Below are 23,846 nucleotides of genomic sequence, written 5' to 3'. Positions count from 1 at the left end.
CAACGAAGACCGCGCAGGTGCGGTTGCGGCAGCACTGGAAGCTTGCTGCGAACGGTAGAAAGACGCCCTTCTACGACTGGTTGCGGAAGCAGGATCGCGAGAACGTGATTGTGCAGCCACTCGACTGGGCAGACGGACTCGACGAGCTCGGCGAGGCAGAGATTGCGTGGATCACCTTGCTACGGCAAGAAGGCCATTCACTGCTGAACCTGGCTGACGGAGGACTCGGACCGACCGGAGTGGAATGGACGCCTGAGATGCGGGAGGCCGCGAGGATCCGATCGACTGGGAGGAAGATGCCCAGCCGCTTCGGACAAGAGAATCCCTTCTATCAGCGGGAGCACTCCGCCGAGCAGCGGGCGAAGTGGTCGTTAGCCCGTCGGGGCAAGAATGCCGGGACTGACAATCCGAACTTCGGGAAATTTGGTTCCGACCACCCGAGTTTCGGTCGTGTGATGCCAGACCAAGCGAAAGCCAAGCTTTCCGCAGCGAGGACAGGCTCCGGGAACCCCAATTTCGGTCGAACCGCGAGCGCGGAAACACGAGCCAAAATGTCGGCTGCGCGCAAAGGCCGACCTATGCCTTCAAGTCGCCGCAGCGCCCACACCCGGTATCACACGAACAGAGGCGTGTTCAGCGAGAACTGTCCGCATTGCCATGATGATCGACCAACTTCGCCGTAGTCGTCGACGTCAACCCAAGATGACGCCCGCGGGTCGTGGGAGTTCCTGCGAATAGTGCCCTCCGGCATCAAGGACTACGAAGTTCCGCGGGGTCAGAGAACCGGCACGCAGACTTTCGTTCGAAGGCGATCCTCGGGTACCTCGCGTGGATCGTCGAGGTAAAGATTGAAATGGTGCGTGGTGACGTCATCGGCAGTGCGGGTCAGACTCAACCCATGCTTCGACATATAGGCACCGATAAGCTCGTGTGCCCGCGGAATGGCCTCCGAATAGGGCCCGGTGACTGTCGCCACCACTGCTCGACGCTCTTGCGCGGCAACAACTTTCAGCGGCGCCTCAACCGTAGTCTCGTCAGGTACGTTCACGAACACCGATTCGTCGACGTCTGACTCCCGGAATTCGTCGTCGTGCTCGATGCAGCCGCAGAGTTGGCCTGTTGCGAGACCCTGCTGCTGCAGAGCGGGCATGAAGCGACCCCAGAGCTGTCCCTCGGCTGCGTAGTTCGTGACTACATCGCGCAGGTAGACAAGGGTCTGGGCGGGAATGACTTCTTCTGTGATCGTGTCGGTCATGCTGGACTCCCTTTCGGACAGTAGGTAGTCAATGTGTCGGAGCCGCGCGTTAGCATCCGCGGCTGCTGCCACCAACTCGATCCGTTGAGCCAACAGGGCTGCTTCGAACGCGGGCGTGCCACGGACAGCAAGCAAGGCTCCGATGGCTGACACGCCGAATCCGATGTCGCGCAGCCGCCGGACCGCGGCTGCGTCGGCCAACTGTGCCGCGGCGTACTTGCGGTAGCCGCTGATCGGGTCCACCTGCTCGGGCACTAGGACTTCGTGGGTGTCGTAGTGGCGAAGCATGCGAACCGAGATACGGCTCAGTGAGGAAAACCTGCCGATCGTCATCAGTAACGGGGTATCGGTCACGGCTAGAACTGTGCCGCCTCACACGGTGTGAGAGTCAAGTCCGCACGAGACGCGTGCGCGGTTCTACAACTCTGTGGGATGAGGGCAGGTGTTCGAAGATCGCGTCAGCGGTCTGAAGCCTGATCAGCGCGTGCTGCCTTCAGGCGCCGCTCTTCGCGCAGCACGTTCTGGTAGCTCTCGCGTTCGGCGACCAACCACTCTGGCTTATCTGCCAGCAGTGCATCGATCTGCTCGGTGGTCAGCGCTTCGGTGACTCCGCCGCGGGCCAACCCTGCGATCGACACACCGAGCTTCGCCGCCACCAGATTCTTCGGGTGTGGGCCGTTCCTACGCAGCTCCTGCAGCCACTGTGGAGGATCGGCCTGCAGCGCGGCGAGCTCGTCGCGGGTGATGGCGTTGCTCTGGAACTCCTCGGGTGTCGCCGGCAGGTAGACGTCCAGCTTCTTTGCCGCGGTCGCGGGTTTCATCGACTGCGGATTCGGCCTGCTCATGCCGCTAAGCGTATCGGTAGCCTGTGGCGATGGTCCCGCCGTCGCAGCCGTCGCTCATCGTCGGCTACGTCCCGGGCGGCACGCCGGCGAAGTGGGCCCGCCACTGGACGCAGCGTCACCCACAGGTTCGGCTGGAGCTCACCACGATTCCCGCGGCCGAGGCTGCTGAGGCCGTGCGCTTCGGCACCGTCGACGTCGCGGTGCTGCGCCTGCCGACCGACACCTCTGGTCTGGCAATCATTCCCCTGTACGCCGAAACCACCGTGGCCGTTGTCGCGGCGGACCACCTGCTGAGCGCCGCCGACGAGGTCACCGCCGCCGACCTCGCCGACCAACCACGGCTCGTGCCTCTCGATGACGTCGTCGACTGGCCTGACGCACCCGGTACCCCGGCCGAGCATCGGCCCGAAAACGTCTCAGCGGCAATCGAACTCGTCGCCGCCGGAGCGGGTGCGCTCATCGCACCGCAGTCGCTGGCGCGGCTGCACCACCGAAAAGACGTCACCTACCGGCCCATCGTCGATGCGCCCACCTGCGCCGTCGCGCTGGCCGTGCCCGAGGGGCCGCAATCGGCGCTGGTCGACGATTTCATCGGCGTCGTCCGCGGCCGCAAGCCGGGCTCGTCTCGCGGTCAGACGGATCCGGCGCCGAAGCGCACCGCACGCGAGAAGACCCTCGCCAAGCAGGCCGCCCGCGCCGCCGCAGGCAAGGTCGCCCGCAAGCCCGGGAAGCCCGGTAAGCGCTCCCGGTAGGCCTGGTGTGCACACAGATCGTGCATGACCGCCGATCAGCGATCTGAGCGCACACCAGAGCGTCACATCGTCAGCATGCCGTCGCCGTTGATCGTCCACGCCGGGTTGAGCGCAACCTCCCACACGTGACCGTCCGGATCGGCGAAGTAGCCCGAGTACCCGCCCCAGAAGACCCTTTCGGCCGGCTTCAGCAGCGTGCCGCCCGCGGCGACGGCCTGCTCCAGCACAGCATCGACGTCGGCTTCGGAGCGCTGGTTGATCGCGATCGTGATCCCGCTGAAACGTCCGTCGACGGGATGGTGGGCGTCCTCGGCCAGATCCGCGCGGCCGAACAGCGCCAACGCCATGCCGGGCAGTTGGTAGAACACGACGCCCTCGGGTGCGTCGTGGGGCTGCCAACCAAGGCCGTCCTCGTAGAAGCGGCGGGCCCGCGCGAGATCGTCGACGCCAAGCGTGATCAGGCTGATGCGTTGCTCCATGGCCCGACGGTAGCGCCGACCCCCGACACCACACCGCCGGGTGTGGACTGTCACTCCAACACCCGGCGGGGCGCCGACGTTGCGGCGGGGTGGTCTTTAGAAGGTGTGCTGGGGGCCCTGGGCCTTCTTGTACAGCGACTTGAGCATCCGGTCGCGGAAGTGGGCGTTGTCGATCAGTTTGATGCCGGTGTTGGCGACCGCCGGAATGCCCGCCAGCTTGTGAAAGTACCTGCCGCGCTTGTACTCCCGGCCCCACGCGGCTTCCATGCGCTGCCCGTAGTTCGTGAAGTCGTCGGGTCCGCCGTTGGTCAGCGCGGCGATCGCGCACTCACCTGCAGCCAGTCCGGACTCCAGGGCTTTCGAAATGCCCGCTCCCGATGCCGGTTTGCCTGCACCCAGCGAGTCGCCGGTGAACAGCACACCCGGGCGCCACGCCGGCCACGCGGTGAAGCCCATGGGCAACCGCCAGGCGCGCACGCTCTTGTTCTTCTTCAACTCCTCGATGGGCGGCAGGTCCCATTCGCGGGGCAGCGTGCGCAGGAAGTCGCCCAGGAACTGCGTCGCGTTGATCGACTGCCAGTTCTTGTAGCTGTTGACGTAGCCCAGGCCGATGTTGAAGATTCCGTCGCCCATCGGGAACACCCACCCGTAGCCGGGCAGCTGGTCACCCTGGAACTGGAGCTTGAGGTAGATGTCGAGGCTGTCGGAGTCCGCGCGGTTGGCCGGCATCTCCGAGCGGATCGCGATCGCTGAGTAGCCGTTGTACTCGGAGTCGATCTTCAGGGCCCGCTTGATGGGGGAGTAGGCGCCATCGGCGGCGATCACCGCGTCGCCGTAGACCTTCTCGCCGCTCTTGAGGACGACACCGATGACGCGCCCGTTGGCGTCGAGCTCGGGTCCGGCCACCTCGGCGCCCTGGCGCACTTCGGCGCCCGCGGACTCGGCGTGCTTGAGCAGCGTCGTGTCGAGGTGTTCGCGGCTCACAGTGTGCCCGTGGTTGGGCATGCCAGGACGCGTCGGGAACGACAGTTCCCAGCGGCTGGGGCTGAAGACCGTCACACGATTGACGCGGTGATAGGTGGCCACCTCGTCGGCCAGCCCCATCTTCTGCAGGTAGCTCACGGCGCGCGCGGTCAGGCCGTCACCACAGGGTTTGGCCCGGGGGAACTGTGCCTTGTCGAGCACCACCACGTTCGCTCCGGTCTGGGCGGCCTGCCATGCGGCTGCCGATCCCGACGGCCCCCCACCTGCGATGACCAGGTCGTATCGCTGCGTCATATCTCTCGTCTCGTTGCGCGGCTGTCGCCCGAGATAGTACCGATTCCAGGGCGCGCCGCGCGGCGCGGCCGTGATGATCTGTTGGTGACGGGCTCTCCGCGGCGCGCAGTCAGGGCAGGTCAGCCGCATGTGCACCGGGTAGAGTGTCCGCGTGCGACGAGGGCCGAGCAGGCGCGCAGCCGACGAGTCGGGCGTCAAGGTGGACGCCCGCAGTGAACGCTGGCGCGAACACCGCAAGAAGGTGCGGTCGGAAATCGTCGACGCCGCGTTCCGCGCGATCGACCAGCAGGGCCCCGATGTCTCACTGCGGGAGATCGCCGAGGAAGCGGGCACGGCCAAACCCAAGATCTACCGGCACTTCACCGACAAATCCGATCTGTTCCAGGCGATCGGTCAGCGGATGCGGGACATGTTGTGGTCGGCCATCTTTCCGTCCATCAACGTCTCGACCGATCCGGCGCACACCATCATCCGCCGCGCTGTCGAGCAGTACGTCCGGCTGGTCGACGACCACCCGAACGTGGTCCGGTTCCTGATGCAGGGCCGGTTCGCCGAAAGCGAGTCGACGATCCGTGCGGTGAACGAGGGCCGTGACATCACGTTGGCGATGGCCGACATGTTCAGCCACGAGCTGCAGGACATGGAGCTCGACGGCGCGGCGTTCGAGCTGGCCGCGTTCGCGACCTTCGGGGCCGCCGCGTCGGCGACCGACTGGTGGCTGGGCGCACAGCAGGACATGCCGCGGCGCCTGCCGGCCGAGACGTTCGTCGATTACCTGACCACGATCATGCTCGGCTCGATCAACGGCACCTGCGAGGTGCTCGGCATCCGGATCGACCCTGATCTGCCGCTGCACGAGGGCGTCACGCGACGCGAACAGGTCGCCTGAGCGTCGCACCGCTAGTCGCGACACGCACCACAACATGTTGCGTCGTGAGCCTTTTTCGCACCCAACAAGTTGTAGTGTCGGTGGCGGCCTGTAAAACAGCTCACACAGGCGAAAATTCGGCGAAATGGGGTTCTCGTGAGTGATGGCATCAAGCTGATCGACCGTGTTTCTGCGATCAACTGGAACCGCCTGCAAGACGAGAAGGACGCCGAGGTCTGGGAACGCCTGACCGGCAATTTCTGGCTGCCGGAGAAGGTGCCCGTGTCCAACGACATCCCGTCGTGGAACACGCTGACCGCCCATGAGAAGCAGCTGACGATGCGGGTCTTCACCGGCCTGACCCTGCTCGACACCATCCAGGGCACCGTCGGCGCGGTCAGCCTGATCCCCGACGCTCTGACGCCGCACGAGGAGGCGGTGTACACCAACATCGCGTTCATGGAGTCGGTGCACGCCCGCAGCTACAGCAACATCTTCTCGACACTGTGCTCGACCGCCGACATCGACGATGCGTTCCGCTGGTCCGAGGAGAACCCCAACCTCCAGCGCAAGGCGGAGATCGTCATGCGTTACTACAAGGGCGACGAGCCGCTCAAGCGCAAGGTCGCCTCGACCCTGCTCGAGAGCTTCCTGTTCTACTCCGGCTTCTACCTGCCCATGTACTGGAGCAGCCGGGCCAAGCTCACCAACACCGCGGACATGATCCGGCTCATCATTCGCGACGAGGCCGTGCACGGCTACTACATCGGATACAAGTTCCAGCGCGGTCTGGCCTTGACCGACGAGAACACCCGCCAGGAGCTCAAGGACTACACCTACGAGCTGCTGTTCGAGCTGTACGACAACGAGGTCGAGTACACCCAGGATCTCTACGACGAGGTCGGCCTCACCGAGGACGTGAAGAAGTTCCTGCGCTACAACGCCAACAAGGCGCTGATGAACCTGGGCTACGAGGCGCTCTTCCCGCGTGACGAGACCGACGTCAATCCGGCGATCCTGTCCGCGCTGAGCCCCAACGCCGACGAGAACCACGACTTCTTCTCCGGCTCCGGTTCCAGCTACGTGATCGGCAAGGCCGTCAACACCGAAGACGAGGACTGGGACTTCTGACATGACCAAGCCGTCGAGCGGTGCCCTCGAAGAGGAGCCGCTCGACGCGCCGAAGCGTTCGACGTGGCGGGCTCTGCTCGACGCGCTGAGCCCGAAGACCGTCTGGTCGATGTCGGACGGCTACCCGGTCGTGCTGAAGCAGTTCATCCAGTTCTGTCTGATCATCGTCTACCCCGGCTGGGTGCTGGGCATCCTCGGATGTCTGGCGGTGTACGGGCTGTTCTGCATCACCGTGTGTCCCGTTCTCTGGTTCTGTTCTGGCCGATGCGGGCGTGGATGAAGAAGAACCGTCCCGAGGAATACGCGGAGAGTCAGCGCAAGAAGTAGCTCCGCGTCGCCGGATGCGTCGTCACCTGCCGCCGGACTCTCCTAGCTTCGCTCGTGGGCGTCTTCCATGACGGTGCGCCCGATCTCGGCGTAGGTGCCCGGTCGTGCGCTACGCAACCAGAGTGCGTACCCGATGCCGATCACGAACACCGCCAGGATCAGATAAGGGGCACTCTTGAACACCAGAGAGTTGGCGGCATACCCGGCCGCGAACGCGCGGTTGTCCCACAGCAGCCACACGACAAACGCCATCGCCACGCCGCCGAGCAGGGGGCACACCAAAGTGGTGATCACGTTGCCGGAGTGGACTTTTCGCACCCAGAAATACCAGATGACCGCGGCAGAGCAGATGGCTTGCACGAGAAGGATCGCGGCGGTGCCGATCAGCGCGAGCAGGCCATAGATGTTGACGTAGGGCACCAACGCCGGCGTGTCCACCGGCACGCCATCGGCGTCGGGCACCTGCACCGCGGTGAACACCGCGAACAGCACCACGATGACGAGAGTGATCACGGCCTGCACCGCCGATGAGATGTAGGGCGAGCCGTGCTTGGGGTGTGCTGCGCCGAGCGTCGACTTGATCGCGCCCACCGGGATCTCGCGGCCGAGGGCGAACAGGTAGCGCGACGCCGCGTTGTGGAACGCCAGCGCGCACGCGAACGACCCGATCACCAGCAGGATCTTGTAGACGTCGAGAAGCACACCGCCGAGGTTGGCCTGCACCAGGTTGAAGAACAGGTCGAGTGGCGATGAGCTGATCGATGCCTCGACCGAGGTCTTCGCGCCGTTGCCGGCGAGCACCATCGAGGAGATGAACGTGTAGAACAGGCCGAGGCCGATGACCGCGATCAGCGTGGCGCGCGGGATGATCTTCTTCGGGTTGCGCGACTCCTCGCCGTAGACGGCGGTGGTCTCGAAGCCGACCCAGGACCAGAACGCGAAGAACAAGCCGATGGCCATCGAGCCGGCGGCTGCTGCGGTGCCGAATGCACCTGCGGGAAGGCTCTCGAACGCATTGTTGAGCAGCACGGTCTGATTCAGCATGAAGCCGTCGGGGCCGCCGCCCTTGGCGATCACCGTGAACGCCAACGCGAGCAGGATCAGCACTTCGGAGACCAGTGTGACGCCGAGGATGGCGGCGGTCAGGCTGATGTGGAAGTGGCAGAGCATCCCGATGATCACGATCGCGCCGATCGCGAAGACCGGCCACGGAATATCAACTCCGGCAATGGTTTTGAGTGCGTCGTTGGCGAAGTACGCGCAGCCGCCGATCAGGGAGCCCTCGAACACCACGTAGGCGAAGGTGGCCAGGAACCCGCTGGCCATGCCCCACACCTGCCCGAGGCCATGCGAGATGAAGCCGTAGAACGCACCGGTGGTGGTGATGTGCTTGGCCATCGCCACGTAGCCGAGCGCGAACAACGTCAGGGCGATCGTGGCGAACAGGAACCCGGCGGGTGCGCCGAGGCCGTTGCCGAAACCCACGGCGATCGGCACGTTCCCGGTCATCGCCGTGATCGGCGCGGCGTTGGCGACCGCCATGAAGATCACCGCGACCATGCCGATCGCGCCCTTCTTCAGCCCAGCGGGCGCTGCGGTTGATGTTTCAGCGGATTCGGCTGCGGATCCGGTGGCCATCGCGTCTCCTCAGGGGGGAACCAGTGCGAGAACGGCCCGAACGCACACGGACCGGTCAGAGCCTCGCACCGTATAGACCACGCGACAACCGGAGAAATGCAGTGTTAACACGCCGTCCAGCAAGCCCACAGGTCGGCACCAGCGGCACACCGTGACGGCACAAAAAATTCGGCCGCTCGTCGGGTGAACCCCGACGAGCGGCCGAACCGAAGTGACTACCTCAGGGTCGAGGTGTCGATCACGAACCGGTAGCGCACGTCGCTGGCCAGAACGCGCTCGTAGGCCTCGTTGACGTATTCGGGATCGATGACCTCGATCTCCGGCGCGACGTCGTGCTCGGCGCAGAAGTCGAGCATCTCCTGGGTCTCCGGGATGCCGCCGATCATGGAGCCCGAGAGGCTGCGCCGCATGCCGGCGAGCGGGAACGGAGGCACCTCCATCGCGTGCTCGGGCATACCGAGTTCGACCAGTGTGCCGTCGCGCTTGAGCAGGCCCAGATACGCGCCCAGGTCGAGATTCGCCGACACGGTGTTGAGGATCAGGTCGAACTTGCCCGCGAGCGTCCTGAAGGTGTCGCGGTCGCTGGTGGCGTAGTACTCGTCGGCGCCGAGACGCAGACCGTCTTCCATCTTCTTCAGCGACTGGCTGAGAACGGTGACGTGGGCGCCCATGGCCTTGGCGAGCTTGACGCCCATGTGGCCCAGGCCGCCCAGGCCGATGATCGCGACGTTCTTGCCGGGGCCGGCATCCCAGTGGCGCAGCGGGCTGAACAGCGTGATGCCCGCGCAGAGCAGGGGAGCTGCCTTGTCCAGAGGGATGGAGTCGGGGATGCGCAGCACGTAGTTCTCGTCGACGACGATCGCGCCGCTGTAGCCGCCCTGGGTGGGTTCGCCGTCGCGCCCGACGGCGTTGTAGGTGCCGACCATCCCAGAGCCGGTGCAGTACTGCTCGAGGCCGTCCTTGCAGTTCTCGCACTCGCGACAGGAGTCGACGAAACAACCGACGCCGACATGATCGCCGACCTTGTACTTTGTGACGTCAGAGCCGACCTCTGTGACCACACCGGCGATCTCGTGGCCCGGGACCACCGGGTAGTTCGGCTGACCCCACTCGCCCTTGACCGTGTGGATGTCGGAGTGGCAGATGCCGGCGAAGTGGATGTCGAACGCGACATCGTGCGGGCCCACGTCGCGGCGGGTGATCGTGGTCTTGGTGAGCGGCTCGGTGGCCGAGGGGGCTGCATATGCGGAAACGGTGGTCAAAGTCTCATCCTCTTGTCGTCTTGTCGTCTTCACTGCACGGGTCAGCCCGCCCAGCGGGCCGAGCAGTTCAACATCGAGCATGCCCGGTATTCATCCATGCGCATACCAGCGCGTGAGAATCGTCACGAGCTGGCGGCGGTCAGCGCCTCTCGGGTGCGGTCGTGCAGCGCGGTCGGATCGGCAATGCCCAGCACTCTCAGGCAGGCGTCGGCGACGTGGCCGGGCAGCCGTTGGCGCGCCACCCCCTCGGGGGTGGACCACATGTTCACCAGGGACTCGACGAGTCGGAACGGCAGGTCGGCCGCCGCCGGATCGACCCCGGTGTCTTCCAGGATGGCCGAACTCAGCTCCAGGTAGTGCCGGTGCAGCCGCTCGCGTTCGGAGTAGAACGGTTCCAGCCCCGCGTCCCGGAGTTCGGGCAGCAGATAGAGGGCGCCGAGGTTCCACCGGCCGCTGAGCAGTTGCCTGCCGTCGAAGACCGCCAGCGCGTGCAGTTGCTGGGCCTCACTCATCGCCGGGTCGGCGTCACGGAGGACGGGAACGATCGACAGGGTGGGGGAGACAGTCTGGCTCAGCAGGGCGCACAGGATGTCGTCTTTGGTCTTGAAATAGTGGTACAGCGACGCCTGCCGGATGCCGACGGATTCGGCGATGTGACGTGTCGAGGTCCCTGCGTATCCCTGCGTGGTGAACAGTTCACCTGCGGCATCGAGGATTTCGTCGCGAGCGGTGACACCGGGTCGGCGCTGGGCCTGCAGCCGGGGTCGTCCGGCGCGGGTCAGCGGCATGGCTTCATCGTGGCCCATGATCGGGCCGAAAAGTACCTCCGCTCATATCTGTCACGCGATAGAAACACGGGACATCCATCGGTTACCTCGGCCGTCAATTGGTTACGCCAGCGACACCCACGGGGCGTCGAGTCCGAGAAAACTGTCGATCGACAGGCCGGCCGCGCATCGACGAGCTGCCGCCGCAAGACCCCTCGACCCCGGGAGCGCCACGTGGGCACTACCGCATCCACTGTTGCCGACGCGGCAGCAGCCCCGGACGCGCCGGCCACCGGATCTCCCGTGGCCACGGTCGCCGACCTGCACGTCACGTTCACCCGCAAGGGGCGCGACGTGCACGCCCTGCGTGGCGTGTCGCTGGCGATCGCCCCGGGCGAGATCGTGGGACTGGTGGGCGAATCCGGTTCGGGCAAGAGCGTTCTCGGCTTCAGCATGCTGGGGTTGCTCGCCGATGGTGCACGAGTCGAGGGCCGGGTACGGGTGGCCGATTCGGACATGCTGCCGGGAATGCCCGGATTCGATTCGAAGAACCTGCGCAAGGTGCGCAGGCTCGACCTGGGTGCGGTGTTCCAGGATCCGATGACGTCACTGAACCCGACGATGCGCATCGGCAAGCAGGTCGAAGAAGTGGCGGGGAGCCCCGAGGAGGCGCTGCGGCTGCTCACCGCCGTCGGCATCCCCGACCCGAAGTCCCGGATGCGCGCCTACCCGCACCAGTTGTCGGGAGGTCTGCGCCAGCGGGTGATGATCGCGATCGCCATCGCCGGCGATCCCGAGCTCGTGATCGCCGACGAGCCCACCACCGCCCTCGACGTCACCGTGCAGGCTCAGGTACTGGCTCTGCTGCAGCGGCTGCGCGACGAGATCGGCTGCAGCATCGTGCTGATCACCCACGATCTCGGTGTCGCCGCGCAGATCGCCGATCGCATCGCGGTGCTCTATGCCGGACGCATCGCTGAGATCGGGCCCACCGCAGGTGTTCTCGACAGTCCCGCGCATCCCTACACCGCCGGCCTCCTCGGCTCCCGGTTGACGCTGCACACCGCGCGCAATCGCCGGCTGGCCGCCCTGGCCGGCTCGGTACCCAGCGCAGTGGATCCGTTGCCGGGGTGTGCGTTCGTTCCCCGGTGTGCCCTCGCCGCGCCGGAGTGCGAGCAGTCCCCGCCGGACCCGATCGCGGTCGCTCCGGAACGGGTCAGCGCCTGCGTGAGCACCCCCGCGGAGGTCGCCGCGCACTATGGCAGGCCCGCCGAGTCCGTCGCCGATCCCGCCGCAACCGCGGCGGTCACCGCGGAGGACGCACCGTCCGCCGTCGACCTACGCGATGTGACGAAGACGTTCACGGTGGCGCGGCGGTGGCTCGACCGCACCACAGGTGCCGGCAAACTCCAAGCGCTGCGCGGGGTTTCGCTACGTGTCGCGCACGGGGAATCCGTGGCGTTGGTGGGGGAGAGCGGCTCCGGCAAATCGACGTTGTTGCGGGTGATCGCGGGCCTGGAGAAGGCGTCGTCGGGCACCGTGGCGCTCCCCAGCGGTGAACGCCCGCAGATGGTGTTCCAGGACGCGGGTGCGTCGCTGACGCCCTGGCTGTCAGTCGGCGAGATCATCGGCGAGCGGATCAAGAAGGGGTCTCGCGCCGAGCGCCGAGCCGCGGTCACCGAGGTCCTCGAACGCGTCGGGCTGCCGGCTGACATCGCCACCGCCCGGGCGGGTCAACTCTCGGGCGGGCAGCGGCAGCGGGTTGCGCTGGCACGTGCCACCGTGATCCCGCCGTCAGTGCTGCTGTGCGACGAACCCACCAGCGCGCTGGACGTCTCTCTGGCCGCGTCGGTGCTGAACCTGATCGCCGATCTGCGCCGCTCCCTCAACATGTCGGTGCTGTTCGTCACCCACGACCTGGCGGTGGCGCGCGTCGTCGCCGATCGCATCGCGGTCATGTACCTGGGCCGCATCGTCGAGGTGGGCTACGCGGACGAGGTGATCAGCCGGCCCGCCCATCCCTACACCCAAGCGCTGGTCGCCGCCATCCCCGACCTCGGCCGCGAATTGCGTTCGCTACCAGGGGAACCTGCGAGTCCGCTGGCACCGCCGGACGGATGTGCCTTCCATCCGCGCTGCCCGATCTCGATCGACGCGTGCGCCGACCCCGGCCTCGACGTCCGGCTCGAGGGCCGCCCAGGCAGCCCGCACCGCGTTGCCTGTATCGAACGGAAGGCCGACTGATGGCATTGGCGGTTCCGATGGCGCCGGTGCGTTCGCGGCGTCCCCTGCGTCTGGTGCGCATGCCCACCTCGACGCTCCCACTGCTGAACTGGATCGGGTTCGCCTCGATCTTCGTCGTGACGGCCGTGGCGATCGCGGTGCCGGTGCTCGCGCCCTATGACCCGCTGCTACCGGTCAGCATGCCGCTGCAGCCGCCGGGCACCAGCGGGTTCCTCCTGGGCACCGACAGCATCGGGCGCGACATCCTGTCGCGGGTGCTCTTCGGGGCCCGCTCCAGCTGGTTCGCCGCCCTGGTCGTCGTCGCCGTCGGGTTGTTCATCGGCGGGCTGATCGGGTTGATCGCCGGAGCGGCCGGGGGCTGGCTGGACTCCGTGCTCATGCGCATCACCGACGCGTTCCTCTCGCTGCCTGCACCGGTGCTGGCGATCGCCGTGGTCGCCGCGCTCGGACCGGGATTCGTCCACACCCTGATCGCGGTGTCGATCGTGTGGTGGCCGTTCTATGCGCGGCTCGTCCGCGGAGAAGTGGCGCGCCTGGCGGCCCGCCCCCACGTGGAGGCGGCAAAACTGGCCGGCGTCAACCCGATTCGGCTGGCCATCCGCCACCTGCTGCCCGGCGCGCTGCCCAACAGTCTGGTCGCCGCGAGCCTGGACATCGGCACGCTGATCCTGACACTGGCGGCGCTGTCCTTCCTCGGACTCGGTCAGGCCGCACCGGCCCCCGAACTGGGTGCCGACTCCGCGCGCAACCTCAGCTACTTCCTGCAGCAGTGGTGGATCCCGGTGATGCCGGGCCTCGCCGTGCTGGTGCTGGCACTCGTGGGGAACATCGCAGGCGATTGCCTGCGCAACCTGATGAAGGACCGCGGATGAAGACGTTCGTGATGACGCGGCTCGCCGCGATGCTCGCGATCCTGATCGCGCTGACCGGAGTGTTGTTCGTGCTGCAGCACATCTCGCCGCTGGACCCGGTGAAGGCGCAGATGGGGGCGCAGGCTTCGGGCGAGGCCGTCGCGGCGCGCCGGGAGGCGCTGGGCCTCAACGACCCTGTGCTCGTGCAGTTCTGGCACTATCTGACCGGCGCGGCGAGCGGCGACCTCGGCACGTCCTATCGGACCAGGCACTCGGTGCTGTCGGATCTCGGTACGTTCTTCCCCGCCACTCTGGAACTGGCGATGTACGGTCTGGCGATCGCGCTGGTGCTCGCCGCCCTGCTCGCGGTCAGCACCACGCTCAAATGGCCTGGCGCCCAAGTGTTGCGGGCCGTCCTGTTCACCAGTGCCTCGGCACCGATGTTCCTGCTGGGCATCCTCGGCCTGCTCGTGTTCTACAAGACGCTCGGATGGGTGCCAGCCAACGGTCGTATCGCGCTGGCCGACGTCCCCGACGGACCGACCGGTCTCTTCACGATCGACGGACTCCTGCACGGCAGGTTCGACGTCGTCGCCGACGCGCTGCATCACCTCCTGTTGCCGGCCGTCGTCATCGCACTCGGCCCCGCCGTGGCGATCGGACGCGTGCTGCGCAGCAGCCTGATCGACGACATCGACAGCGACTACGCCAGAACCGCCCGCGCCAAAGGCCTGTCGGAGACCCAGATCATGGCCCGCCACGTCCTGCGCAACTGCGTCGGCGCCGCACTGTCGATGACGGGATTGCAGGTCGGCCTGATGTTCTCCGGCGTCCTGGTGGTCGAGCAGGTGTTCGGCTGGCCGGGGATCGGCCAGTACATCGCGCAGAGCATCCCCGTCGCGGACTTTCCCGCCATCGCCGGCGTCACGCTCATGCTCGGCGCCCTCTACGTCGTCATCAACACGGCCGTGGACCTGCTCCAGGCCGCCGCAGACCCCCGCATCGCAGTCACAGGAGGATAGGTGCCGAAACAGCCACTGATCGTGGGCAATCCCGTGCTCGTCGTCGTCGACATGCAGGAGGCCGGCGACATGCCCGCCGACGAGGTGGGTATGGAATTCATGCCCGGCTTCGACGGCCGCGTCGCCCGCGCCCAACGCATGATCGACGCCGCCCGGGCGGCGAGCATCCCCATCGTGTTCTTCCAGGAGGTGCACCGGCCCAGCGGTATCGACTTCGGCCGTGAACTCGACGGTATGGAGGGTGAGCACTGCGTGGACGGCCGCCCCGGCACCCCGCTGCATCCCGCCCTGCTGCCCGATCTCGACGGGCCGAATCACGAATTCCACATCGTCAAGCGGCGCTACTCCGGCTTCATCGGCACGGAGTTCGAGATCGTGCTCTCCGGACTCAAGGCCGACACGCTGATCCTCATCGGCGGACTCACCGACGTCTGCGTGCACTACACGTTCGCCGACGCGCACCAGCGCGATTTCTACGTCCGCGTGGTGACCGACTGCGTCGGCGGCTCGACGCAGTACCGCCACGACGCCGCACTCGACGCGATGGAGTACCTGCAGACCGGTGCCATGCGCACCACCGAGGAGATCCTCGACGCCTTCGCCGAAATCGGCGCAGCGACACACGTTCTGGAAGGAGCGGCACGATGAGCCGACGTCTACGATTCGGCGCCGCAATGGCAGCGCTCGTCCTGACCCTGAGTGCCTGCGGCGGATCGGATTCCGGCAGCAGCACGCCCAACGCGGCACCCACCGACAAGGTGCTGCACCTGTCGTTCCTGCAGGACATCGGCCAACCCCCGGACCCCGACATCTACTACGCCGGCCAGGGCCTGCTGCTGACCACGAACACCTATGAAGGTCTGCTGCAGTACAAGGCCGGCACCGAGAAGCCCGAACTCGAGCCGCTGCTGGCCACCGAGTGGACGGCCTCGCCCGACAACCGGGTCTACACCTTCAAGCTGCGCGAGGGCGTGAAGTTCCACGACGGAACACCGTTCACGTCGGCAGCGGTGAAGGCCTCCTTCGACCGGCGGGCCGCGGTCAACCAGGGGCCCGCGTACATGGTCTCCGACATCGAGTCGGTCACCACGCAGGGCGACTACGACGTCACCGTCACGCTCAAGGCACCCAACTCGGCGTTCCTCGACTACCTCGCCTGTCCGTACGGTCCGAGGATGCTCAGCCCCGAAGGGCTGCAGAAGAATGCGGGCGGCGACAACGCGCAGGGCTATCTGACCAACCACGATCTGGGCACCGGTCCATACACGCTGACCGCCGCGGAGGTCGGCTCGAAGTACGAGCTGACCGCATTCGGTGACTACTGGGGCACGAAGCCGTACTTCGAGAAGGTCGAGATGCCGGTCATCACCGACGTCTCGGCGCAGCAGTTGCAGTTCAACAACGGTCAGCTCGCCGCGATCCTTCACGATCTGCCGTCCTCGGCCGTGCAGTCCTACCTCGACAACAAGGCGTTCGCCAATTACTCGCTGCCGACCATGATGTCGAACTTCGTCTACATCAACCCCAAGAAGGGGATGATGGCCGACGCGAAGAACCGCAACGCCGTGATGCAAGCCGTCGACGTCGACGAACTGGTCAAGCAGACCTACTTCGGCCGCGGCAAGAAAGCCGAGCAGATCTACCCGCCGAACGTCATGGAGGCGCAGTACGCCAAGCAGTCGGTGACCCACGATCCGTCGGTGCTGTCCGGCATCGCCGCGTCCCTGCCCGCCGACCAGAAGGCCGTCACCATCGGCTACGACTCGTCCAACCCCGACAACCAGCTGATCAGCAACCTGCTCCAAACCCAGCTCGCAGCAGCCGGTCTCACCGCGAAGGTGCAGGCCTACCCGACCTCGGAGATCTACGGCTGGATCGGCGGCGACGGGCAAGGGGCGCCGGAGATCATGACCTACCTCGGGTGGCCCGACGCACCGTCGCCCTACACCTGGGGCCACATCTCCTGGGATGCCGACGGTGGTCTGAACTTCTTCGGGTGCTCCTCCCCGGGAATCGCCGACGCGCTGGCCAAGGGCTTGCCCACCGGATCGGACGCCGACTTCTCCACCGCCGGTGAGGAAGCCGTGAAGACGGGTTGCTGGCTCAACGTCGCGGACGTCAACGACTTCATGGTGGCTCAGCCGTGGCTCAAGGGCGTCGACGCGGCCCACGTCGTGACGAACCCGAATTCGCTGCGCCTGGCGGCACTCTCGGTGGGCTGATGGTCACGCTGACGCGGCGCAGCGGCGTCCGCCGGATCGTCCTGCTCACCCTGGGCTGGGAGGACCTGCCGAAGTCGGTGTCGGTGCACGGCGCACCCTCGGACATCCGGCTGCGGGAGCCGGTCCCCGGTGTGTTGCTGCAGACCGACGGCGGTTGGGTCCTGCTCGACACCGGGTTCAACACGGCGCTGATCCGCGACCCGTACCTGCGGCGCCGCTACTACCCGAGTGTCGAGTACCAGCCGATCCTGCCCGGACCGGGGGAACCGATCGAGGAGTCGTTGTCCGACATCGGAATCGACGCCGACGACATCCGCGTGGTGGCGGTGTCGCACCTGCACACCGATCACGCCGGCGGGCTGAAACTGTTCGCCGGCAAGGTCCCGGTGCACGCCCAGCGGCGTGAGGTGGAGTACGGGTTGGCCAATCACCCGGAACCCGAACGGCACGCGATCTTCCGGGTGGACTTCGACGATCCGTCGATCGACTGGCGGCTCGCCGACGGTGAGGCCGACATCGCGCCCGGTGTCACCGCAGTCCCCACCTACGGCCACACGCCGGGGCATCAGAGTTTCGTCGTCGAACTCGACGAGACCGTCCGCGAGGAAGGGCGGCCCGCCGGCTACGTGTTCGCCTTCGACGCCGCCGACCTGACGGAGAACATCGAGGGCGAACTCCCGGTCGGCGGGTTCATCGACGTCGACCCCGAGGAGACGGTGGAACCGATCCGGCGGCTCAAGAGGTTGGCCCACGACAAGGGGTATCCGCTGATCCCCGGTCATGATCCGCATGTGTGGCCGGAGATGACACGGCACTTCGACGAGCGATTCGCGCGGTGATCGACCTGGTTCTGCGGGCCGATCGGGCGCTGATCGACGGCCAGATCCGGGCGGCGTCGGTGGCCGTCGCGCGCGGAGTCGTCGTCGACGTCGGAACCCGCGACGCCGACTACGCGTCCAGCGCCGAGGTCTCGGTGGCGCCGGGTGCGGTGCTCCTGCCGGGATTCGTCGACACCCACGTCCACGTCAGCGAACCCGGTCCCGACTGGGAAGGGTTCGCGAGCGCGACCGAGGCCGCCGCGCGCGCCGGCATCACGACGCTGGTCGACATGCCGCTGGATTCGTTGCCGGTCACCACGACCGTCGCCGCGCTGAGTGTGAAAAGGGCAGTGGCAGAGGGCCGATGCGATGTCGACGTCGGCTACTGGGGCGGCGTGGTACCCGAGAACGTCGGCGCTTTGCGGCCGCTGGCCGAAGCGGGAGTGCGCGGGTTCAAGTGCTTTCTCGCCGACTCCGGCAACCCGCATTTCGGCCACCTCACACCCGAGCAGTTCACCGCCGCTGCACGCGAGGTCGCCGACCTGGAGTCGGTTCTGCTGGTGCACGCGGAGGATCACGACGTCCTCGCCGAAAGCACACCCGCATCGGGACGGTCCTACGCGTCGTTCCTGGCATCCCGGCCGGCGGCCGCCGAGGTCGGCGCCGTCGAGCTGGCGGTCGCGGTGGCGCGCGACACCGGCGCCCGTATCCACATCGTGCACGTGTCGAGCGCCGAGGCGGTCGGGGTCCTCGCCGCCGCCACAGCGGACGGTGTCTCTGTCACCGCCGAGACTTGCCCGCACTATCTGACGTTCGCCGCCGACCAGATTCCGTCCGGGGGAACGCAGTTCGCGGTCTGCCCGCCCATCCGCTCCGGTGATGACCGCGATGCGCTGTGGGGCGCGCTGGTCGACGGGACGCTCGACATGGTGGTCTCTGATCACTCGCCCTGCTCGCCGGCACTCAAGGGGGCGGGCGATTTCGGCGCCGCATTCGGGGGGATCAGCTCGCTGCAGGTGAGCCCCCGCGCCGTCTGGACACAAGCCGCGCAGCGCGGTGTCGGGCTCGCTGAGGTGAGCCGATGGATGTCGGAGCGGCCCGCGCGACTGGCGGGCTGGACCGACCGCGGCAGCATCGCCGTGGGAACCCGCGCCGACCTCTGCGCCTTCGACCCCGACTCCACCGAACCCGTCGTGGCCGAACATCTGCGACACCGGCACGCACTGACTCCGTACGACGGCATGGTGCTGCGCGGGCGTGTTCTCACGACGTGGGTGGAGGGCAGGCCGGTCTACGAGGCCGCCGGGGTGACGGCGTGAGACTCCTCGTGCTCAACCCCAACACGTCGGCGTCGATGGCCAATGACATCGCGTCGGCCGCGGCCGCGGCGGCGCATCCGGGCACCGAGATCGTTTGTCGCAGCGCCCCATTCGGAGCCGTCGCCATCGACTCCGCGGCGGAGAGCTACCTGTCGGCGGTTGCGGTGATGGACCTCGTCGCGACCCTGCAGGCGTCGGGGGAGTTCGACTTCGACGCCGTGGTGCTCGCGGGATTCGGCGAGCACGGCCGCGATGCCCTCGCCGAGATGCTGACCGTTCCGGTGTTCGACATCGCCGAGTGCGCCGCCCATGTCGCCCACCTGATCGGGCGCCGCTTCTCCGTGGTGACGACGCTGGCCAGGTCGATCGCGCCGATCGAGGACCGGCTGCTGCTGGCCGGCCTCGACGGGCACTGTGCGTCGGTCCGGGCGTGCGGTCTGGGCACCGCGGAGGTGGACGCGGACCCCGCAGGCGCGGTCCGTGCCATCGTTGCCGAGGCGGCGCGCGCCGTCGCCGAGGACGGCGCCGACGTGATCTGCCTCGGCTGCGCCGGTATGGCCGGAGTGACCGCTGCCATCGCCGAACACGTCGGAGTGCCCGCCGTCGACGGCGTCGCGGCGGCGGTCGCGCTCGCCCAGGCGGTGGTGGGCCTCGGACTGTCGACCAGCAAGGTCGGGGTGTACGCGCCGGGCCCGGCCAACCCGCGGAGCCACTGGCCGCTGTCGGCGGCGTTGGGGCTTCGATCATGAACGGACAGAACGGGATCGACCTCGCGTCGCGGATTCTCGGCGGAAGCGTCGTCGCCGCCAGCGACGAATCGTTCGGCGTCAAGGAACGTCTCGTCGACCCGGCCGAACCCGCCTTCGTCCCCGGCACCTACGACCTGCGCGGCGAGGTGGTCGACGGGTGGGAGACACGGCGTCACGCCGGACCCGAGGGCGATTGGGCCATCGTTCGGCTCGGCGCCCCGGGTGTGGTGCACACCGTGGACGTCGACACCCGGTTCTTCTCGGGAAATCACCCGACCGCCTGCCGGGTGGACGCTTGTGCGCTCGGCCTCGCGCAGGACCCGACGGCACCCGGCGTGGGGTGGACGCCGCTGACGGAATGGACTGCGCTCAAGCCTGATTCAGTCAACAACCTGGCGGTGGCCGACCACCGGCGCTGGACGCACGTGCGGCTCAGGCTCGCCTCTGACGGCGGGGTGGCCCGGCTGCGCGTCCATGGCGAGGTCCTTCCCGACCCGGCCGAGTTCTGCGACGTCAGCGTCGAAGTGTCCGGGCTGGAACAGGGTGGCCGCGTCGAATGGTCCAGCGACAGTTTCTATTCCGATGCCAGTGCGCTGATACGGCCGGATCGCCCCCGCACGATGGGCGATGGCTGGGAGACCCGCAGGCGCCGGGACATCGGCCCCGAGACGCACGACGCGGTTCTGATCTCGTTCGCGGTGCCGACGGACCTGCGCAGGCTCGAAGTCGACACCTCGTGGTTCGTGTTCAACGCCTCCCGGGAAGTGTCGGTGCTGGCGAGCCGCCACCGTCCGGATCTCAACGGGTGGGCGATGGTGCCGTTCGACGTCCCGGTGCTCGACCGCACGCCGCTGGCCGCCGACACGCGGCACCGATTCGCCGTGGCCGTCGACGACGTCTGCGCACTGCGGGTGCAGGCCTATCCAGACGGCGGCCTCGCCCGCGTCCGGGCGATCGGCACGCCGACAGCCGCGGGTATGGAGCTCCTGCGCGCCCGCTGGGACGAGGCCCGATGACCGAGGTCTCGGCGCAGGACTGCATCGGATTGTGGCGGCGCGTGCTGCTGGTACCGGCCGAGGGGCCGCCGGACACCTCCACCGACGTGTTGTGGCTGCAGGGGCCGACCGGGTACGTCGACACCCGCGGCTTCGCCGGCGCCCTGTCCCAGAGCGACGATGTCTTCAGCTGGCGCCGCGACGTCGACACCGAGCCGACCGACATCCCGGATGCCGGCCGAATGCGCTGGGAAGCAAGCACACTGGTCGAGACCGGGGTGCACGAAAGCTATACCGAGCACTGGGTCCGAGAGTACGGGCCCGCCGAACCCGCCGGGGCGCTGTTCCTGTCTGCCGGCACCCAGCGCGCCGTCCTGGTGCGTGTCGGCCGGCTGATCGGATGGGCCACCGCCGCCGGAGCCGTGGTCGCCGACTCGGAGCGGATTCAGGGCTGGCCGTGCCACGAGGACCACATCGTCGCCGACGGTGTGCGCTGGACGATCACCGCACGAGAGGGAGTCACGACATCGTGAGCAGTGCACGGAGCACTCCAGGGTCATTCACATCGATACCCGTCATCGACATCAGCGGCTTGAGCTCGGACGAGGTCGCCGACCGGGAACGGGTGGCGGCGTCGATCGGCGCCGCCGCTCGCGACATCGGCTTTTTCTACATCAACGGCTCGGGCATCGACGAGGCACTCTTCGACCAGCTGCTGGCAGCCACGAAAGCGTTCTTCGCCCTCCCGCTGGAGGAGAAGATGCGCAGCTACATCGGCCTGTCCCGATGCCATCGCGGCTACGTTCCGATCGGCGAGGAAGGCGTCGAAGCCGGCGTCGGCGATTTCAAGGAGGCCTTCGACACCGGGCTGGACCTGCCCGCCGACGATCCTGATCACTGCAGCGGTAACCCGATGCTCGGGCCGAACACATGGCCCGCGCTGCCCGGCTTCGCGGCGGCGGTCACCGCCTACTACGACGCGATCATGGCCGTCGGGCATCGGTTGCTCCGCGCGTTCGCCGTGGCCCTCGGAGAGGACCCCGACGTCTTCTCCCGCCACACCACCAAGCCGCCGAGTCAGCTGCGGCTGGTGCACTACCCCTACAACTCGGACGCCAGTGACGCACCCGGGATCGGCGCGCACACCGACTACGAATGCTTCACGCTGCTCAAGCCGACGGCGCCAGGGTTGGAAGTGCAGAACGGCGCAGGCGAGTGGATCGACGTACCGCCGATCGAGGGCACCTACGTCGTCAACATCGGCGATCTGCTCGAGCTCTGGACCAACGGGGTGTACGTGGCCACCAGCCATCGGGTCCGACGCGTTGCCGAAGAGCGCTACTCCTTCCCGCTGTTCTTCAACGTCGACTACGACACGGAGGTCGCACCTCTCGCGCAGTTCGCCGACGCGGGCACCACGGCGCGCCCGGCGTTGCGGGCGGGGGAGCACCTCTTCGCCCAGACGGCCCAGACGTTCGCTTACCTACGTCGCCGGATCGAATCCGGCGAGCTGGTGCTGCCCGACGGTGCTCTGGAGCCCAACCAGTTCGGGCAGCAGGCGCGCCAGCACGACCGCATCAGTTGATCGGAGCGTTGACCAGTCGTAGATCGGCCATGATGCCGCGGGCGGCGACGATGCCCTCGCCCGTCTGCCAGATCTCGTTGTTGACCGCGTAGACGCGATTGTCGCGATTGGCCGACAACTTCCTCCACGCGTCGCTGTCCATCACCTTCGGGGCCCGCTCCCGCGCCTCGGCCGTCGCGAACGAGACATAGACGATGTCCCCGTCGGCGGCGGAGAAGTCGGGCGAGCCCGAGAGATCGGCGTCGGAGATGCCCACCTCGACGTAGGGTTTGTCCGAAAAACGTTGTGAGGCAGGTCGATCCACGCCCACATCGGCGAGAATGCTGCCCGGGAAGTTGTCGGTGCCGAACACCCGCATGGTGGTGTCGGTGAACTGCACCACCGAGGCTTGGAAATGCACGGCGTCACTGTCGGTGCCGACCCGGTCGGCCTGGCGGTCGAAATCCTCGACGAGCCGGTTGGCGGCGTCGAGCCGGCCGGTCGCGGCCCCGACGGCCCGCAGATCGTCCTTCCACGCCACACCGGGCGGACCGGTGAACACCGTCGGCGCGATCTGCGCGAGTGCCGGGTGCTCCGAGGGGGTGAGTCCCACCGAGCCGAGGATCAGATCGGGGCGTGCTCCCCGGACGGCATCGAGGTCCGGATCGGTGCGGTTGCCCGCCGCCGGCAGCTCGTGGATCGCGGTGCCGAGGTAGGACGGTTGGTCGGGGGAGCCGTCGGGCAGCGCGGCGGCGACGCCGCGGGACTGCAGCCCGAGGGCGCAGAGCGCGTCGAGCTGGTCGCCGGCGAGCGCGACGATGCGCTGCGGATCGGCCACGACCGTCGTGGTGTCCGGTATCGGGGGTGTGATGGCGTGGCCGGTGGCGTTACGCACCTCGCGCTCGGGCGGCCCGTCATCGAGCGGTGCGGGTTCGGGCGCGCAGGATTCGTCGGGCCGGCGGTCGTTGCCGAGCACCCCGGCGCTGGCGATGCGGGTGGTGCTGGTGACGATCGAGGTCGGACCGGCTCCGGGAGCTGCCGGCTCGTCGGATTGACCGCACCCCGACAGCAGTGCCGTCAGTGCCGCGCCGAGCGCGATCACCGGCAGACGGAGTGCCCCTGGTCGGCGTGTCCGTGCTGTTGCCATCGCGACGCCCATCGACACGACGCCGACGGTAACACCCGGTGTCCTCCAGGAGGCTCCCCGCGCTGGTCACGCGGGTCGTCGGCGCCGCTGCTGACATGATTACGACAGTTTGTAGGACCACCCCGACTTCTGTCGGGTTCGGGGGTTACGATTGCGGTCGAACTTCACCGGGAAAGCGTGTCGGCAAGCCTGTGCCATCCCGGTGCGTCAGGAAGGTTGGAGGACCAATTGGTAGCCGAAGCGCCCCCAATCGGAGAACTCGAAGCGCGGCGTCCGTTCCCGTCGCGCATCGGGCCCAAAGGCAACCTGATCT

Annotated in this window: 23 protein-coding genes; 15 read left to right on the top strand and 8 right to left on the bottom strand. The window is 67.4% G+C overall.

What is annotated here, in order from left to right; genetic code table 11:
- Nucleotides 1-775 precede the first annotated feature (775 nt).
- Complete coding sequence (locus tag PGN37_RS21150) at nt 776-1,609, bottom strand: MerR family transcriptional regulator (RefSeq protein WP_335332959.1); 834 nt, start codon at nt 1,607-1,609, stop codon at nt 776-778.
- 104 nt (nt 1,610-1,713) lie between these two features.
- Nucleotides 1,714-2,100, bottom strand: coding sequence for a DUF5997 family protein (locus PGN37_RS21145; protein WP_335332958.1), 387 nt, complete (start codon nt 2,098-2,100; stop codon nt 1,714-1,716).
- A gap of 29 nt (nt 2,101-2,129) precedes the next feature.
- Between PGN37_RS21145 and PGN37_RS21140 the strand changes: the two genes are divergently transcribed.
- A complete protein-coding gene (locus tag PGN37_RS21140; RefSeq protein WP_335332957.1) occupies nt 2,130-2,852 on the top strand; it encodes a LysR family transcriptional regulator substrate-binding protein in 723 nt (240 codons plus the stop codon).
- Between the two features lie 62 nt (nt 2,853-2,914).
- Here PGN37_RS21140 and PGN37_RS21135 read toward each other — a convergent pair whose 3' ends face one another.
- Nucleotides 2,915-3,331 (bottom strand): VOC family protein, encoded by a 417-nt coding sequence (locus PGN37_RS21135; RefSeq protein ID WP_335332956.1) that lies wholly within the window; start codon nt 3,329-3,331, stop codon nt 2,915-2,917.
- 96 nt (nt 3,332-3,427) lie between these two features.
- Nucleotides 3,428-4,609, bottom strand: coding sequence for a geranylgeranyl reductase family protein (locus PGN37_RS21130; RefSeq protein ID WP_335332955.1), 1,182 nt, complete (start codon nt 4,607-4,609; stop codon nt 3,428-3,430).
- A gap of 151 nt (nt 4,610-4,760) precedes the next feature.
- Between PGN37_RS21130 and PGN37_RS21125 the strand changes: the two genes are divergently transcribed.
- The 3 genes from PGN37_RS21125 (at nt 4,761) to PGN37_RS21115 (ending at nt 6,888) form a co-directional block, all read left to right on the top strand.
- Nucleotides 4,761-5,498, top strand: a complete 738-nt coding sequence (locus PGN37_RS21125) for a TetR/AcrR family transcriptional regulator (protein ID WP_335332954.1) — start codon at nt 4,761-4,763, stop codon at nt 5,496-5,498.
- Between the two features lie 147 nt (nt 5,499-5,645).
- Entirely contained in the window at nt 5,646-6,608 is a 963-nt protein-coding gene (gene nrdF, locus PGN37_RS21120; protein WP_442932985.1) for a class 1b ribonucleoside-diphosphate reductase subunit beta, read from the top strand.
- 1 nt (nt 6,609) lies between these two features.
- Nucleotides 6,610-6,888, top strand: coding sequence for a hypothetical protein (locus tag PGN37_RS21115; protein WP_335332952.1), 279 nt, complete (start codon nt 6,610-6,612; stop codon nt 6,886-6,888).
- An 89-nt stretch (nt 6,889-6,977) separates the two neighbouring features.
- Here the strand turns inward: PGN37_RS21115 and PGN37_RS21110 are convergent, their stop codons facing one another.
- The 3 genes from PGN37_RS21110 to PGN37_RS21100 all read right to left on the bottom strand — a co-directional run bounded on the left by PGN37_RS21110 (nt 6,978) and on the right by PGN37_RS21100 (nt 10,623).
- Nucleotides 6,978-8,573, bottom strand: coding sequence for an APC family permease (locus PGN37_RS21110; RefSeq protein ID WP_335332951.1), 1,596 nt, complete (start codon nt 8,571-8,573; stop codon nt 6,978-6,980).
- 215 nt (nt 8,574-8,788) lie between these two features.
- Nucleotides 8,789-9,835, bottom strand: coding sequence for an NAD(P)-dependent alcohol dehydrogenase (locus PGN37_RS21105; protein WP_335332950.1), 1,047 nt, complete (start codon nt 9,833-9,835; stop codon nt 8,789-8,791).
- Between the two features lie 122 nt (nt 9,836-9,957).
- Complete coding sequence (locus tag PGN37_RS21100; protein WP_335332949.1) at nt 9,958-10,623, bottom strand: TetR/AcrR family transcriptional regulator; 666 nt, start codon at nt 10,621-10,623, stop codon at nt 9,958-9,960.
- A gap of 213 nt (nt 10,624-10,836) precedes the next feature.
- Between PGN37_RS21100 and PGN37_RS21095 the strand changes: the two genes are divergently transcribed.
- From PGN37_RS21095 to PGN37_RS21045, 11 genes are read left to right on the top strand one after another with little or no spacing between them, the layout of a single operon-like run.
- Nucleotides 10,837-12,846, top strand: a complete 2,010-nt coding sequence (locus PGN37_RS21095) for an ABC transporter ATP-binding protein (protein WP_335332948.1) — start codon at nt 10,837-10,839, stop codon at nt 12,844-12,846.
- On the top strand, nt 12,846-13,718 hold the full coding sequence (locus PGN37_RS21090) for an ABC transporter permease (protein ID WP_335332947.1): 873 nt from the start codon (nt 12,846-12,848) through the stop codon (nt 13,716-13,718). Before PGN37_RS21095 ends, PGN37_RS21090 begins: the two co-directional genes overlap by 1 nt.
- Nucleotides 13,715-14,719 (top strand): ABC transporter permease, encoded by a 1,005-nt coding sequence (locus PGN37_RS21085; protein WP_335332946.1) that lies wholly within the window; start codon nt 13,715-13,717, stop codon nt 14,717-14,719. Before PGN37_RS21090 ends, PGN37_RS21085 begins: the two co-directional genes overlap by 4 nt.
- Nucleotides 14,720-15,367, top strand: coding sequence for a cysteine hydrolase family protein (locus PGN37_RS21080; protein ID WP_335332945.1), 648 nt, complete (start codon nt 14,720-14,722; stop codon nt 15,365-15,367).
- Complete coding sequence (locus tag PGN37_RS21075) at nt 15,364-16,941, top strand: ABC transporter substrate-binding protein (protein ID WP_335332944.1); 1,578 nt, start codon at nt 15,364-15,366, stop codon at nt 16,939-16,941. Before PGN37_RS21080 ends, PGN37_RS21075 begins: the two co-directional genes overlap by 4 nt.
- Entirely contained in the window at nt 16,941-17,780 is an 840-nt protein-coding gene (locus PGN37_RS21070; RefSeq protein WP_335332943.1) for an N-acyl homoserine lactonase family protein, read from the top strand. Before PGN37_RS21075 ends, PGN37_RS21070 begins: the two co-directional genes overlap by 1 nt.
- Entirely contained in the window at nt 17,735-19,078 is a 1,344-nt protein-coding gene (gene allB / locus PGN37_RS21065) for an allantoinase AllB (protein WP_335332942.1), read from the top strand. Before PGN37_RS21070 ends, allB begins: the two co-directional genes overlap by 46 nt.
- Complete coding sequence (locus tag PGN37_RS21060; RefSeq protein WP_335332941.1) at nt 19,075-19,827, top strand: aspartate/glutamate racemase family protein; 753 nt, start codon at nt 19,075-19,077, stop codon at nt 19,825-19,827. The genes allB and PGN37_RS21060 overlap by 4 nt, the downstream gene beginning before the upstream one ends.
- On the top strand, nt 19,824-20,843 hold the full coding sequence (alc, locus tag PGN37_RS21055) for an allantoicase (protein ID WP_335332940.1): 1,020 nt from the start codon (nt 19,824-19,826) through the stop codon (nt 20,841-20,843). The genes PGN37_RS21060 and alc overlap by 4 nt, the downstream gene beginning before the upstream one ends.
- The gene (locus tag PGN37_RS21050) at nt 20,840-21,355 is read left to right on the top strand and encodes a hypothetical protein (RefSeq protein ID WP_335332939.1); all 516 of its coding nucleotides are present in this window, start codon (nt 20,840-20,842) and stop codon (nt 21,353-21,355) included. Before alc ends, PGN37_RS21050 begins: the two co-directional genes overlap by 4 nt.
- Complete coding sequence (locus PGN37_RS21045) at nt 21,352-22,407, top strand: isopenicillin N synthase family dioxygenase (protein WP_335332938.1); 1,056 nt, start codon at nt 21,352-21,354, stop codon at nt 22,405-22,407. Before PGN37_RS21050 ends, PGN37_RS21045 begins: the two co-directional genes overlap by 4 nt.
- Here PGN37_RS21045 and PGN37_RS21040 read toward each other — a convergent pair.
- The gene (locus tag PGN37_RS21040) at nt 22,400-23,533 is read right to left on the bottom strand and encodes an iron-siderophore ABC transporter substrate-binding protein (RefSeq protein ID WP_442932984.1); all 1,134 of its coding nucleotides are present in this window, start codon (nt 23,531-23,533) and stop codon (nt 22,400-22,402) included. The genes PGN37_RS21045 and PGN37_RS21040 overlap by 8 nt on opposite strands.
- Nucleotides 23,534-23,846 lie beyond the last annotated feature (313 nt).

Origin of the sequence: Mycobacterium kyogaense (assembly GCF_036946525.1) — a bacterium.
In the GTDB taxonomy this organism is placed as follows: domain Bacteria; phylum Actinomycetota; class Actinomycetes; order Mycobacteriales; family Mycobacteriaceae; genus Mycobacterium; species Mycobacterium kyogaense_A.
Note: the sequence above shows the minus strand (reverse complement) of the source record. Positions and strands in the feature narration are given on the sequence as shown.

Coding starts and splice junctions, on each gene's coding strand:
- PGN37_RS21145 (WP_335332958.1), bottom strand. CDS start 2,100: ATGAGCAGGCCGAATCCGCAGTCGATGAAACCCGCGACCGCGGCAAAG.
- PGN37_RS21140 (WP_335332957.1), top strand. CDS start 2,130: ATGGTCCCGCCGTCGCAGCCGTCGCTCATCGTCGGCTACGTCCCGGGC.
- PGN37_RS21135 (WP_335332956.1), bottom strand. CDS start 3,331: ATGGAGCAACGCATCAGCCTGATCACGCTTGGCGTCGACGATCTCGCG.
- PGN37_RS21130 (WP_335332955.1), bottom strand. CDS start 4,609: ATGACGCAGCGATACGACCTGGTCATCGCAGGTGGGGGGCCGTCGGGA.
- PGN37_RS21115 (WP_335332952.1), top strand. CDS start 6,610: ATGACCAAGCCGTCGAGCGGTGCCCTCGAAGAGGAGCCGCTCGACGCG.
- PGN37_RS21110 (WP_335332951.1), bottom strand. CDS start 8,573: ATGGCCACCGGATCCGCAGCCGAATCCGCTGAAACATCAACCGCAGCG.
- PGN37_RS21100 (WP_335332949.1), bottom strand. CDS start 10,623: ATGCCGCTGACCCGCGCCGGACGACCCCGGCTGCAGGCCCAGCGCCGA.
- PGN37_RS21090 (WP_335332947.1), top strand. CDS start 12,846: ATGGCATTGGCGGTTCCGATGGCGCCGGTGCGTTCGCGGCGTCCCCTG.
- PGN37_RS21085 (WP_335332946.1), top strand. CDS start 13,715: ATGAAGACGTTCGTGATGACGCGGCTCGCCGCGATGCTCGCGATCCTG.
- PGN37_RS21075 (WP_335332944.1), top strand. CDS start 15,364: ATGAGCCGACGTCTACGATTCGGCGCCGCAATGGCAGCGCTCGTCCTG.
- PGN37_RS21070 (WP_335332943.1), top strand. CDS start 16,941: ATGGTCACGCTGACGCGGCGCAGCGGCGTCCGCCGGATCGTCCTGCTC.
- alc (WP_335332940.1), top strand. CDS start 19,824: ATGAACGGACAGAACGGGATCGACCTCGCGTCGCGGATTCTCGGCGGA.
- PGN37_RS21050 (WP_335332939.1), top strand. CDS start 20,840: ATGACCGAGGTCTCGGCGCAGGACTGCATCGGATTGTGGCGGCGCGTG.
- PGN37_RS21040 (WP_442932984.1), bottom strand. CDS start 23,533: ATGGCAACAGCACGGACACGCCGACCAGGGGCACTCCGTCTGCCGGTG.